The organism is Nitratiruptor sp. SB155-2, assembly GCF_000010325.1.
Lineage (GTDB): Bacteria > Campylobacterota > Campylobacteria > Campylobacterales > Nitratiruptoraceae > Nitratiruptor.
This window is the reverse complement of sequence record NC_009662.1, coordinates 1,729,433-1,742,795: the sequence shown is the minus strand read 5'-3', so window position 1 is coordinate 1,742,795 and position 13,363 is coordinate 1,729,433. Positions and strand designations below refer to the sequence as shown.

Sequence of the window (13,363 nt, the reverse complement as noted above, 5' to 3'; positions counted from 1 at the left end):
TGTTCCTAGAGTGGAGGAACTTCATCAAGAGTTTTGACAAGCCCTTTTCCATCCAGTGAAACGATGCCAATAGCGGGAATTCCCAGTTTCAAGAGAGGGTTCGGTCTGTTTGGCATGAGGTGTATAGCATACACTTTTTGAATGCGGTCACTTCGAACTGCCACCTCTTTTGGTGTGAATTCCGCTTTTTTGGCGATTCGGGCGACATAGGCTTCAATGGGTCTATTCGGGTATGCATCGAGAAAAATTTCTGCTTTATCGCCAACTTTGATCTTGCCTGTATGAATCGTATCTACAAAAATTTCAAGATAGAGCGTTTTAGGGTCGATCAAATGTACGACACTCATGCCGGCTCCAAGAACTTCCCCGGGGTTCGCTATTTTTTGTGTTACATATCCATCTACGGGTGAGCGAAGGGTCAGTTCATCGATCATCGCTTCTATTTGCATCTTTTTTGCCTCTAAAGAGTCGATGGATTTTCGCAAAGCATCTATTGTATAATCCAGCATCGTGATCTTTTTCAGGTCGCTTCTTGCTTGATCCAGCGTGCTTTGAGCCGCCTTTAATGCGCTGACCACCTCTTTTTTTTGTTCTTGAAGAGCTTTGAGGATGTTTTTGTCTTTAGTAAGTTTGAGTTGTGCTTCTTCGAGTTTGTGTTTTGGGATGAGGTGTTGCTGGAAGAGATTTTGCAAACGCAAAAGGTCTTTTTTGTCTTGTATGACCACCTGTTGGAAAGTATCGATCTTCTTTTGAAGCTGTGCTTTGGCGAAACCTTTCGCTTCTTTTGCATACAGAGCTTTACGCACATTTTCGGGCAAAGAGGCTTGTGCTATTTCACGCTGGACCTCTGTGGCTTTTTGTTCCGCTTTTTTTGCCTGTATAAGCATTTGAATTTCCCGTTTTTGGGCTTGAAGCTCTGGTGATTTCAAAATGGCGACTACTTGTCCTTTTTCGACTTTCGAGCCATCGTGAACGAAAATCTTTTGTATGCGACCAGGATACTTTGTGTTGAGATTGATCTCATCCCCAAGAATCGTACCGACGCCCATGACAAGATTGGGAGGGAGTTGTTTGGGATGAGTTTTGAGATAGATCAGATATGAGGCGATAACGACAAGGGCTAAAAGAAAAAGACCTAGTAGATATTTTCGAAGGGTATGCATCTCACTCCTTTACGATACCATGCAAAAAAAGCTCTAAAGCTTCCTCGCTACATGTTTTAATGGGTTGGTCGTGTATGAGCCAATATTCGATGTATCCATACAAAAACGATTTGAACAGGATCGCGAGCTGTTTGGTATCAGATATCTTTCTGTTTTCCAGTTTTTCAAATTCTCTTTCTAGAAGTTTATAGATTTTTTTTGCGGGATTGTCTCGTTTCAGTGCCAGTTTCGCAAAAAAGAGCGGATCGCCTGCCGCCGTATCCATAAAAAGTCTTTTTTTGGAGGTGAAAGTATGAAACATCATGTCGATAAAGAGTTTCAGGCGCTGTTTCGGTGTTTTGACTACATTGAATCTCTCTTGCAATTGTTTGTAAAAGAGATCGATTTGATACTGGATATAATCGTAAAAAAGATCCTCTTTTGATGGAAACAGTTTATATAAAGCTCCCACCGATATACCGCAATATTTGGCAATATCGACCATTTTTATCTGATCAAACCCCTCCTTTTCAAAAAGTTCGCTCACCTTTTTTAAAAGAAGCTCTTTTTTGTACTCTTTGACTTTCTCTTTGATATTCATCTTTCAACTCCCTTTGCAAAAGTATAAGACTTTAATTCTTAAATAAGAATTAGTTAATAAAAAAGTGAATATAATTCACTAATAGAGCGATAAGAGGATTTGTATGAAACGAGTGGGAACAGCCCTTTTGATTTTACTGATAATACTATTTTGGTATGTGGCATACCGTTATGTTCATTTTCGAACTCAAAATGCCGTGAGCGATGCCGCTTTCCTCCGAACGGACTCACTGCTTACCCTTAGTTTCAAAGTTGGTGGGAAAGTGGTAAAAATGGCGAAAAAAGAGGGCGAGGATGTACAAAAAAATGAACTTCTAGCGTTGATAGACGATAGGGATTTTGTGATTGAAAAAAAGCGACTCCAGTCTCAGATCGACTCATTGAAGCAAAAATCCGAAGCTTTGCGGATCAAAAAAGAAAAACTTGCGCACGATATTGCAATTCAAAGAGAGATACTTGACAATACCCGAAAAAAATTGAAAAAAGATATAGAGGCTTTCGGATATGAGATAGCTGCCGATAAAGCAAAACTGAAACAGACGACAAGAGACCTCAGACGCTACCGGTCATTGTATCAAAGACATCTCATCCAAAAAGAGAAACTAGAAAAAATAGAGACCCAAAAGGATATGTTGGAAGATGGCATACGAGCAAAAACGGCTAAACTGATGGCGCTAAAGGTAGATTTGGCAAATATTGATCAAAAAGAGGCCCTGTTGCAAAATAGTCTTCAAAGCATCAAAGAGCTATCAAAAGAGATCGCCTCTTTACAAAAGAGAGTGGAGGCGTTGCAAGCATCCAAAAAAGAAATAGAAAACAAGATCGAATATTGTAGGCTCTATGCGCCGATAGAGGGTCGTATAGCCAAAAAGTATATCAATATTCAACGCGTTGTAAAAAAGGGAAGCCCTGTCTATTCGATCGTTGATCCAAAGGATCTTCATGTAGAGGTACTTTTGAGTGAAAAAAAACTGCACGGTGTAGTACCAGGCAATCCTGTCGAGATCTGGGTAGATGCCTTTAAAGATAGGAAATATCACGGAAAAGTAGAGAGTATTTTACCGGCAAGCGCAGCGACTTTTTCTCTTGTCCCAAGAGATATCGCAAGTGGAGAGTTCACCAAACTTGATCAGCGCTTTGTCGTTCGCATATCCCTGGAAAATCCTACTCCGGATCTGAAAGTGGGTATGGGCGCCGAAGTGGCAATCAAGAGGCGTTAGGTATGTCTGAACGAAGTCCCAAGCCCTACGATCTGACAAACAGGCAGCGGGCTTTATACACTTTCATAGTCATGCTTGGTGCCTTCATGGCAATACTCGATACCACAGTGGTTGATGTGATCGTACCCAAATTGACCGGTCCTTTGGCGACGGATATGTATGGTGTACAGTGGATTATCACCAGTTACATGGTTTCAGCGGCTATTGGACTTTTGGTGTGTGAATATCTGATAAAGCGCTATGGTGCAAAAAAGATCTATTTAATCGGCGTAGCGACATTTGCCATAGCCTCTTTCGTATGTGGTATTTCAAGCTCTTTGGATTCCATTGTTGCGGCAAGAATCTTTCAAGGGATGGCAGAAGCCCTTATTATGGTTACTAGCCATGTGATGGTTTTTAGCTATTTCCCTCCCAATAAAAAGGGGCTCGCTATGGGAATCTTTGCCCTTGGTGTCAGTTTTGCTCCCGCTCTTGGCCCGACAATCGGTGGTTATCTTACAGAGTATTACAACTGGCGTATGGTCTTTTTCATCAATGTCCCCATCGGAATCCTTTTGACCATTGCCGGCATTCTCTACCTACCGAAAGAGAAGTTTTTCGAAAAACTTCGTTTCAATCTTGTCAGTTTTATCTTTTTGGCTATTGCAACTGTTGCACTGCTTGTGATGTTGAGCCGCGGACAGCAGCTTGGATGGTTTAGTTCGCTCCAAATAGGCATACTCTTTTTCATCGCAATATTAGGGTATCTTATGTATGTGTTGAGTGAACTGTACTCCAAATATACGCTCATCGATTTTTCTTTGTTTCGAAAAAGCGATTTTACAAACGGAATATTGATCTACTTTTTTATTCTCGGTTTTAGTATGTACCAATATTTCTATCTGTTGCCTATCTATTATGAGCATATCAAAGGGTTGCCAACGCTTGATGCAGGGATAGCGGTGTTTGCTTTTGCTCTTTTCATCGGTATTTTTTCACCTGTGGCTGGAACATTGAGCGACAGGATTGGTGCGAAAAAGACGGTGGCGATCGCTGCAATCATATATCTCGTGACGGCTCTTTTTCTCTTGCCCCATCTCAATTATTATACGCCACTATCGCAAGCGATACTGATAACGATCCCTTTTGGCATCGGTATGGGAATGTTTTTCGCTCCTGTTACGGTACTGCTTTTGCAAAGTGCTCCAGCAAATAAAAGTGAGCTCGCTATTGTGTTGATGGACTATTTCCGGTTTGTCGGAGGAAGTTTTGGAACGGCTCTAGCGACGAACAATATGGAGTTTTTCAAAAATTTTCATTTTGATCGTATGAGCGAGATACAAAATAGAGAGTTTCTAAGCATAATGCTACACCGGTTTCAAGAACTGTTAGGAGTCTCTTTTGATCAGATCAAAGCGATTTTTCGCAATTACGAGCTTTTTATGAGTTACAATTATGGCTTTTACAATACATTTATGCATGCAGGATACTGGGCATTGCTTGGCTCTGTTTTCGTCCTCTTGCTTTTTATCGCTCCAAAAAATCTGCAAAGGAAAAGCGTATGAAATATTTGGTGACTATTTTGATACCAATGATTCTCAGTGCACAAAACTTTTTAGAGATTGTGAAATTGCTCGATCATAACAGGCTTTTGCAATCAAAAAAGTATGAAGTGATGGCACAAAAAAGAGTATATGAAGCTGCGAAAGGAGCGAACTATCCAAAAGTCGATATTGCCTTGCAGGGTATCTATCTTAAAGAGCAACCCACAATGTCAATCCATCTTGGCATTCCTACATTGCCATCATCTTTTCCAGCAGCGGCACAAAATCAATATTTCGGTGAAATTTCTATCAGTTACCCTCTCTTTAGCGGTTTTGCGATTACCTCACAAATTGCCTCGGCGAAATTACAGGAACAAAAAAGCCGCTTGGAGCAAAAAGATCTTGAACGCAGGCTCTACTTGAAGACTGCACAACTTTATGGAGCTATTTATGCAGCCAAACATACTGAAAAGGCTTTGCAAAAGGGTCTTGAAGCAATGGAACTTTCATTGAAAAAAGCAAAAGGTTTTTACGAAGAGGGTCTTATTCCTCTTAGTTATCTGTCCAATATCGAAGCAAAAAAGTATCAGATTGAGTCCAATTTGCAGATGGTGCGAGCGAATATGCAAGGACTCTTTACGCAACTCTCCTACCTCGTGGATACATCCATTACATCTATCGGTCCACTGATCGATTGTCGTCTACCATCACAGTATGATATCGAGCAAAGAGCTGACATAAAAGCGCTATACAAAGCTTTGGATATTACAAAAGAGAAGATGAGAATGGCAAAGAGCACTTTTTTTCCCCATATTTTCGTAAAGGCTGGACTGAAAGGGTATGGCGATGACCTGAGATTCAATGGAGATGGATATAGAAACGCAGATCAAAACTATGCCACAATTATCCTGCAGCAAAATCTTTTTAACGGTTTTTCCGATACAAGAAACGTCGAAGCTGCAAAGTATGCGAAGATGGCTACGGCAGCATATCTTTCCGACTATATCCTGAAGGTAAAAAGCGAACTCGACAAAGATCTTTTTACATACCATGCACTCCAGTCCAAAATCAGATGGGCTCAAAAACGGGTCGAAGCAGCGAAAAACTACTACAAGCTGACGAAAGGGCGTTTCGAGAATCAATTGGCAAGTGCAGATGAGTTAAGCAGGGCCATTGCGGATCTTGCAAAAGCGAGAGCGGAGTTGTCTCAAACACAAGCGCAGCTTTTTGTACAAAAGTGCAAAATTTTATTGCAGATATCTTTGGAAACCTTCGAAAAGAGTATGCAACTATGAGAGTCTCATTGGTTCTTGGAAGTGGTGGAGCGAGGGGATATGCTCATATCGGTGTGATTGAGGAATTGGTTGCGGCCGGCATCTCCATCGAATCTATCAGTGGCTCATCTATGGGTGCTTTGGTGGGAGGGCTCTATGCAGCTGGAGGTATGGAAGAGTATAAAGAGTGGGTATTGACCCTTGATGTGTTCGATGTTGCAACGTTGTTGGATCTGAGTTTTGACAAAAGGGGACTTATCAAAGGGGAAAAAGTCTTCAAAAAACTCGAAGAGATTATAGGATATCGAAAAATAGAAGATCTTCCCATCAAATTTACTGCTGTTGCTTCTGATATCAAGGCCAACAAGGAGATATGGTTTCAAGAGGGGGATCTTTTGCAAGCTATACGAGCCTCAATCTCGATTCCATCTTTTTTTACTCCCGTGGAGTGGAACGATACACTCCTCGTAGATGGCGGCGTTCTCAATCCCCTTCCTGTTGCGCCAACAATGAGCGATCATACGGATGCCATCATAGCAGTCAATGTATACGGAAAAGGAGAAAAACCTGCGATTGAACTACCAAAAGAGGTGCAGAAAAAGCAAGGGAAACTGGAAAAAGCGAAAGAGAAGCTCAAAAAATACTCTCAAAAACTGATCCAAGAGGGAGAGTATAACTTTTTCGACATTGTCGATATGAGTTATGATGCATTGCAACAAACGCTGATTCGCTATCGACTCGCGGGATATCCTCCAGATCATCTGATAGAGATTTCACAAAAAGTTTGTGGTACATATGATTTTCATAAAGCCTACGAAGTGATAGAAGCAGGAAGGGAAGCTGCAAAATCCTTTTTAAAGACCCTTTGATTTAGGCGGCCTCTTTTTTCAAAAGATTGAAAATCCCTACACTCTGTTCTTTCCCGGTCATAACGTAATGCAGTTCGTAATAGTTGTTCAAAATATATTCAAAATCCGATTTTGCCTCTTCGTCACATGCTACCAGTAAAGAACAGCCTATTTTGACCTCTACTTCATCTGAAGGGACCAAGATCGTCTCTTTGTGCTCTTCCTCCTCATAATAGTAGAGCAGGAAGAGTATTTTGTTTTTCTCTCTGTAATCTCTTCTGGATCGTCTAAGAACATCAAGCGTGATTTTTTGGCCTTGCTGCAAAACCTTACAGAGTGCGTAGGCACTTTCTTCGGTGATCTGAATCTCAAAAAGAATAGGGTTTTTCCCTATGGTAGCGCTCAATTTTCCTACAACATTCATAGCCCACAGATTATCTTTTCTGTGGATGAGTCGGATAAATCGGTTTGCTAAAGGCTTTGCGATGAAATTGTAGGTATATTTGGCCAAAATCCGCTCAAGAATGTAGATTTTGTCGATTCGCGCCGATTTGAAGATGCTGATATCCTCAAGAGAGTTTTCTCTCGCAATAGTATAGATCCCTGGGTTGAGTTTTTTGGCGGTCGATAAAATGGTGAGGTTGATCATATCATCTTTTGTCGCGGCAATGATACACGAAGCCGACTGTATGCCGGCATCCAGAAGTATCTTGATATCCTCTGCATCACCGTATATGGCGCTTTGCTTCATCTTTTTATATTCACTCGATTTGATATCGATAAAAACATACTCGATACCGGCTCTTTGCAACCCTTCTGCCAACGCTTTTCCCATACGACCGGCTCCGCAGATGATATATTTTCCTTTTGGCAAAAACTCTCTTTTGCGGATGCGTAAGATATGACCGAATATCCACATCTCCAGAAGCCAGATGTATGGGGCGGTGATTTCGAAATAGAGCCTATCGGAGATGATTTTAAAAGGGTTTTCTATATGACGGATACCGATGTTTCGAAGGTGTTCCGTGTTCTCTTTGGTTGTGGATTTGACAATGATATCGATCTTTTTATTGAGAAGCCGACACATAAGAGCGATTTTAGCGTTTTTGATATCGTCTTCAAAAAGCACTACGACCGCTTTACAGTTTTTTTGGTGAATTCCTGCAAGTTTAAGCGTTTGCGGTTTTGTGGTATCTGCACTGATGGCCGGAACTTCCGGGATGAAATTTTCAAGCTCTATTGCCTCTATTTTACTTTCATCCTTGTCCACGACGACGATTCGAATACCTTCTTGGCTGAGCCTCTGAATGATCTCTTTTGTAACATTGTTGTAGCCAAGGACAATGATGAAAGGCTCACTAAGCTTGGCCACTTTTGATCGAAATCTGGCAATTGCCAGCTCCCGTGCCAGTTTTTTGTCCTGAATCAGGGCAATGATATTACCGATGCCGTAGAACCATCCAACGACGGTTAAGTAGATACAAAAACTGACCCACAGACGTTGAGGATAGGTAAAGGTATAGGGTGCTTCGCCAAAGCCGATAGTGGTAGCCATATAGCTGACGAAATAGAAGGCGTCAAAGAAGCTCATATGGTATGGATGACCTTGGTCGTCAACACCGGGAATCAGTGTAAGTCCTATGATGGAGATGGCAAAAGTGAGTATGATGACAAGCAGAGGAATCCTCATCCTGTGGATGATGATCCATGCACTGTTGCTTTCCATGATTACCTTTTGGATTTGAGTGTATCGCCTACAAAAAGTAAAACAGAGACGATATTGGCAAGGAGCGCTCCACCGCTCATGGAGATGATAGCGACAGTAGATTCGGTATTGAGACCGCCTAGGACATAAACCGCCAATGCCCACACGCTTGCCGCACCAATCAGTTGGATATCTGCAACAAGGCTTGTTGCCAGCAAAACGGATCCAAGCTGCGTCTTGTCGCCTAGCTTCAAAATTGTTGCGATGAGGTTGACTATGATTGCTGCAAAGAGCTCATATTTGCTATGGAATTCGATATCGGCGGGATTACCGTAAAAAAAGCCAAAGTTTGTGGTCATCGCCAAAATGAAAAAGAATCCGGACAATACTTTTTGTAAATTCATCGCACTCCTTTTGAGATAAGTGTAAAATGTTATAACTTAACAACTTATTAAAGGCTTGCAATGAAAAAGAGTGCCGGTATCTTGCCATACAAAGTGGAAAATGGTGAATTGTATGTCTATTTGGGACATTTTGGAGGTCCCTTTTGGAAGAGAAAGAGGAGAAGTTGGGGGATTATCAAAGGGGAAGTGGAAGAGGGGGAGAGCGATTTGGAGGCAGCGAAGCGGGAGTTTTTCGAAGAGACGGGTAAATGGGTAGATGGAGAGTTTTTGGATCTTGGGGAAGCAAAAACATCTAACAAGATCTTGCATATTTTTGCCCTGCAAACAGACCTGGATACCGATATCCGATCCAATATGGTGCATTTGGAGTATAAAGGAGGGATATTGGAGTTTCCAGAGATTGATGCAGCCAAATGGTTTGCGATAGAGGAGGCGAAAGAGGTCATTGTAGATACGCAAAAGGTTTTTTTGGAACGGCTCCAAAAGTTAGTGTGAAGATTTCAAAGAGATGATAAATCTATTGTTTCCATCCTCAAAGCGATACTGAAGAGCGTATCCGTGAAGTTTCAAGATATTGTCCACCAGATACAGCCCCAGTCCGAAACCGCTTTTTTTCCCCTCTTTATTGAAAGCCTCAATATAGAAAGAGAGCTCTTTTTGTAAAGGCTCGCCTCTATTTTGCACGATCAGTGCATCTTGTGTAAGGATGATTGTCGCTTTTGTATCGAAAGAGTATTTTAATGCATTGTCGATGAGGTTTTTCACTGCTATGGCCATGAGTTTGTAGTCTGCTTCTATTGTTGGATTTTGCTTTTCGATAATTTCAATATCTTTTTTGTCGAACATCCCGATATGGATGGCCTCCTCGACGATATCTTTGAGTGTGATGCTCTCAAGGCTCGGTTTGATTTTTGAATTGACCGCTTCCAAAGCAGCCAGTTCGTTTATGAGAGAGTTGAGTTTTTCGAAAATCTGAATGAGTCGTTTCTTCTGTTTCTCATCCTCTACCATTTCCGCTTGAATACGCCCTTTTGCGATGGGGGTCTTGAGTTCGTGCATGATGTTTCTTAGAAGCAGTTTTCTTGAATGTTGGATCGCTTTCAAAGAGTCCGCGGCATTTTGCAAGGCGTTGGCCACTTCATTGATCTCTTTGAACCCTTCCACATTGAGATCGATATCCAGATCGCCTTTGGAGAAGCGCTGCAGCTCTTTTGTGATGCTTTTGAGAGGTCTCAGTTTCAAGATGATGAGAATATACAAGATCAAAAGTAGAATAAGTGTCACTACAAAGATCGCCGTATAGAGTAGGCGGCTTTGCTGGATATCCATCGAGATGTCTTTGAGAAGAAGCATGTTGCCATAACTTTGAACCCAGATATAGTAATCACCCTTATATTTGAGGATGATGACTTCGCCTACCGGATATTTCGTTCGTTTGATTATCGTAGAGTTCTTGGCGATTTTGACAATCTCTTTGGGATGGGTTATGGGCACAAACTCCAGTTTTTGCAGCTCTTGTATGAGTTTATTGTAATCGACCGAGCTGAGTTGCCAAAGTAGGGATTGGGAGACAAATTCGAATCGTTTTTGATATCGGTTTTGCGCACTCTCCTTGAGATGTTGCAAGGAGAGCCAGTAGGCTCCACCAACAGCGATGAAGCCAAGTAAAAAGATGAGCGTGATCCATAAAAAGATGGAACTTTTTTTCATGGAGTGAACTTGTATCCCACACCACGGACAGATTGGATATGTTTGGGTTGCTTTGGATTTTCCCCCAGTTTATGGCGTATTCGACTGATGATGACGTCGACCGTTTTATCGGATGCATTTTCGCTCAGGTGTTCACAGTTGTAAAGAAGATCTTCTCTTGATATTGGTTGATTGGGACGCTCTATAAGATAGGATAATATCTCAAATTCTGCGGGTGTAAGCTGAAGAGGTTTTCCGTGAAAATGGATCTCTCGTCTATTGGGGTAGAGAGTAAAACTCTGCTCTTTCGTTTGGGGTTTGGCACGTCTTCTCAAAATTGCTTTGAGTCTTGCCTCCAGCTCTTTTGGATCGTAGGGTTTGGGTAGATAATCGTCCGCTCCAAGCTCCAAACCGATCACTTTGTCACTCAGGTCGCTTCGGGCACTGCTTATGATGATGGGGATATCACTAAATTCGCGCAACTTTTTTAAAATTTCGAGTCCATCCATACCGGGAAGGGTAAGGTCAAGTATCAAAGCATCATATGTGTTATCAAGATGCAGTGCAGAAAGGGCGATGAAGGGATCTTCGTAGTTTTCTACTTCGATCCCGTATCGCTCAAGAAACTCACTAAGAATTTCGGCAAGTTCTACATCATCTTCTATCATCGCCACTTTCATGCGACTCCTTATCGAAGAACGAGAATAAGAGGGATTCCTTGTCTTTTGATGAATATTTTCTTCGGACCTTTATATTTTTTGAAAGCACGTTTGAGATCCTCTACATTTTTGATATTCATATCTTCAACACCGATTATAACATCTCCCGGTTTGATTCCCGCTTTTTCGGCAGCCGAATTCTCTTTGACGTTGGAAACGAAAACCCCTTCTACATTTTGAGGGATGTTGTACATTCTGCGGATCTGGTTGTTGAGTGTTTGTACCTCCAGACCCTTGAGTGTCTCTTCTACTGCAGAACTGTCGCTTCCTGGACGTTCGGCAAGTTTGACTTTTGTGGTATAGACTTTTTTGTTTCGTTCATATTTTATCGTTACCTCTTTTCCTGGAGGATAAGATCCTATAATCGTTTTGAGATCATTCGAATCTTCGATCTTTTGTCCATTGACTTCGATAATGAGATCACCTCGTTTGAGACCTGCTTTTTGGGCTGCGCTATCTTTTGTCACATCGACAATAACCGCACCGTATTTGTGCTTGTAGACATCTTTGAGATCACCCTTGAGATCTTCGATCATGACACCAAGATAGCCCCGTTCAATTTTTCCCTTTTCGATCAGTTTTTTCACCACATTTTTCATCATATTGGATGGTATCGCAAAACCGATACCGTTGTTTCCTCCGCTTCTTGTGATAATCGCACTGTTGATACCTATTAGAGCTCCTCGACTATCTACCAAAGCGCCACCGCTGTTTCCCGGGTTGATGGCGGCATCGGTTTGAATGAAGTTTTCGTAGGTGTTGATACCGACATTATTTCGGTTTGTGGCACTGACGATCCCCTGTGTGACAGTCTCGCCGATACCAAAAGGGTTGCCGATGGCAAAGACGATATCTCCCGGTTTGATTTTTGATGAATCAGCAATTTTAATCGCTTTGAGACCTTTTTTGTCGATTTTAATGACCGCAATATCCGTTAAAGAGTCTTTTCCGATCACTTTCGCTTTGTACTCTTTGTCATCTCCTGGAAGGGTAACGGTTATCTCGTCAGCATTGTTGATCACATGGTTGTTTGTGACAATGTAGCCGTCGCTACTGATAATGACGCCACTTCCAAGACTTCTTTGGATTCTGCTTCTTGGGATCTGGTTACGAAACATAGGACCAAAGAACTGTTTGAAAAATGGATCGTTGAAAAACGGCATCTGACTCATAGCAGGCATTTTGATGCGTTTTTTTGTTGATATGTTGACCACACTCTCTTTGGCATCCTTGATAGCATCATAAAAGGAGAGGACGACATTGTTACCTTTTCCCGGCATGACTCTTTGAACATTGTTTGGTGCTTCATTGAAATGAATAGTTGCAGCGCTCAGTATCAAAGCTGTTGCTACAGATAGAAAAACGGCTTTTTTCATTTTTCCTCCTCGATATTTAATTTGTGAAATGATAAGATATGATGGCAAACAAAAAGTAACAAATATTAAACAGAAGGTTAACATGAATAGAGATTTACAGAATTCGGTTTTAGAAGCAGGTGCGATCTTAAAAGAGGGCTATTTTGGCAAAAAAGAGATACATAAAAAAGGAAGCGTGGATTTAGTCACTCAGTATGATATGAAAATCGAAAACTTTTTAATGGAACATTTGCAAAAAATCTATCCAGGTGCGGAAATCGTAGGAGAAGAGAGTTTCGAGGGGGAAATACCAAGTGATGGGATTTATATCGATCCCATCGATGGGACCACAAACTTTGTCCACTCCATCGCCTATACCTGCATCTCTATCGGTATTTGGCAAAGGGGAGAGCCTGTGGAGGGTGTCGTTTATAATCCGATACTCAATGAGCTCTTTTATGCCAAAAAAGGGGCAGGTGCATTTTTAAATGATCAAAAAATAGCGGTAAGCGAAACGGAAAATTTGATAGATGCTCTCTTGGCTACGGGGTTTCCTTACACGAAAGTAGAGATGGGGAAAGATTATCATTTTGTGATCGAGAGTATGCAAAATCTTTTGCCAAAAACAAGAGATATTAGACGCCTTGGGAGTGCAGCGATCGATTTGGCTTATGTGGCTTGTGGAAGATTTGCCGGGTTTTATGAAGTCAATCTCAAGCCTTGGGATGTGGCTGCCGGGATTTTACTTGTAGAGGAAGCCGGTGGTGTCGTCACAAACCATTTGGGAGAACTTTACAGATTTGGAGATATTATCGTGGCTACCAATGGAAAGATCCATGAGGCGTTGCTCAAAAATATGGGTGAGTATAATTAATTGGGTCTAT

At 41.6% G+C, this 13,363-nt stretch carries 13 protein-coding genes; 6 read left to right on the top strand and 7 right to left on the bottom strand.

Annotated features, from left to right (window positions below; genetic code table 11):
* Positions 1 to 5 precede the first annotated feature (5 nt).
* Entirely contained in the window at positions 6 to 1,163 is a 1,158-nt protein-coding gene (locus tag NIS_RS09175; protein ID WP_012083092.1) for an HlyD family secretion protein, read from the bottom strand.
* Position 1,164: 1 nt separating this feature from the next.
* Entirely contained in the window at positions 1,165 to 1,743 is a 579-nt protein-coding gene (locus tag NIS_RS09170; protein WP_012083091.1) for a TetR/AcrR family transcriptional regulator, read from the bottom strand.
* A gap of 103 nt (positions 1,744 to 1,846) precedes the next feature.
* On the opposite strand from NIS_RS09170, the gene NIS_RS09165 reads away from it, so the two are divergent.
* The 4 genes from NIS_RS09165 to NIS_RS09150 are packed head-to-tail and all read left to right on the top strand — an operon-like array spanning position 1,847 to position 6,628.
* Positions 1,847 to 2,962 carry an HlyD family secretion protein gene (locus tag NIS_RS09165; protein ID WP_012083090.1) on the top strand — a complete coding sequence of 372 codons (1,116 nt, stop codon included), beginning with the start codon at positions 1,847 to 1,849 and terminating at the stop codon, positions 2,960 to 2,962.
* A gap of 2 nt (positions 2,963 to 2,964) precedes the next feature.
* Entirely contained in the window at positions 2,965 to 4,506 is a 1,542-nt protein-coding gene (locus NIS_RS09160) for a DHA2 family efflux MFS transporter permease subunit (RefSeq protein ID WP_012083089.1), read from the top strand.
* Positions 4,503 to 5,780 carry a TolC family protein gene (locus tag NIS_RS09155; protein ID WP_012083088.1) on the top strand — a complete coding sequence of 426 codons (1,278 nt, stop codon included), beginning with the start codon at positions 4,503 to 4,505 and terminating at the stop codon, positions 5,778 to 5,780. Before NIS_RS09160 ends, NIS_RS09155 begins: the two co-directional genes overlap by 4 nt.
* Positions 5,777 to 6,628, top strand: coding sequence for a patatin-like phospholipase family protein (locus NIS_RS09150; RefSeq protein WP_012083087.1), 852 nt, complete (start codon positions 5,777 to 5,779; stop codon positions 6,626 to 6,628). The genes NIS_RS09155 and NIS_RS09150 overlap by 4 nt, the downstream gene beginning before the upstream one ends.
* Before the next feature lies 1 nt (position 6,629).
* Here the strand turns inward: NIS_RS09150 and NIS_RS09145 are convergent, their stop codons facing one another.
* Together NIS_RS09145 and NIS_RS09140 are read right to left on the bottom strand one after the other, a co-directional pair.
* Positions 6,630 to 8,333 carry a potassium channel family protein gene (locus NIS_RS09145; RefSeq protein WP_012083086.1) on the bottom strand — a complete coding sequence of 568 codons (1,704 nt, stop codon included), beginning with the start codon at positions 8,331 to 8,333 and terminating at the stop codon, positions 6,630 to 6,632.
* A 2-nt stretch (positions 8,334 to 8,335) separates the two neighbouring features.
* Positions 8,336 to 8,716 (bottom strand): DUF6394 family protein, encoded by a 381-nt coding sequence (locus NIS_RS09140; RefSeq protein ID WP_012083085.1) that lies wholly within the window; start codon positions 8,714 to 8,716, stop codon positions 8,336 to 8,338.
* A 60-nt stretch (positions 8,717 to 8,776) separates the two neighbouring features.
* Between NIS_RS09140 and NIS_RS09135 the strand changes: the two genes are divergently transcribed.
* Positions 8,777 to 9,211 carry an NUDIX domain-containing protein gene (locus NIS_RS09135; protein WP_041354075.1) on the top strand — a complete coding sequence of 145 codons (435 nt, stop codon included), beginning with the start codon at positions 8,777 to 8,779 and terminating at the stop codon, positions 9,209 to 9,211.
* Here NIS_RS09135 and NIS_RS09130 read toward each other — a convergent pair.
* From NIS_RS09130 to NIS_RS09120, 3 genes are read right to left on the bottom strand one after another with little or no spacing between them, the layout of a single operon-like run.
* Positions 9,203 to 10,426, bottom strand: a complete 1,224-nt coding sequence (locus NIS_RS09130) for an ArsS family sensor histidine kinase (RefSeq protein WP_012083084.1) — start codon at positions 10,424 to 10,426, stop codon at positions 9,203 to 9,205. The genes NIS_RS09135 and NIS_RS09130 overlap by 9 nt on opposite strands.
* Positions 10,423 to 11,085, bottom strand: a complete 663-nt coding sequence (locus NIS_RS09125) for a response regulator transcription factor (RefSeq protein ID WP_012083083.1) — start codon at positions 11,083 to 11,085, stop codon at positions 10,423 to 10,425. Before NIS_RS09125 ends, NIS_RS09130 begins: the two co-directional genes overlap by 4 nt.
* 8 nt (positions 11,086 to 11,093) lie before the next feature.
* A complete protein-coding gene (locus NIS_RS09120) occupies positions 11,094 to 12,500 on the bottom strand; it encodes a DegQ family serine endoprotease (RefSeq protein ID WP_012083082.1) in 1,407 nt (468 codons plus the stop codon).
* Positions 12,501 to 12,582: 82 nt separating this feature from the next.
* Between NIS_RS09120 and NIS_RS09115 the strand changes: the two genes are divergently transcribed.
* Positions 12,583 to 13,353: an inositol monophosphatase family protein gene (locus tag NIS_RS09115; RefSeq protein ID WP_012083081.1), complete on the top strand. Its 771-nt coding sequence runs from the start codon at positions 12,583 to 12,585 to the stop codon at positions 13,351 to 13,353.
* The last annotated feature ends 10 nt before the right edge of the window (positions 13,354 to 13,363 follow it).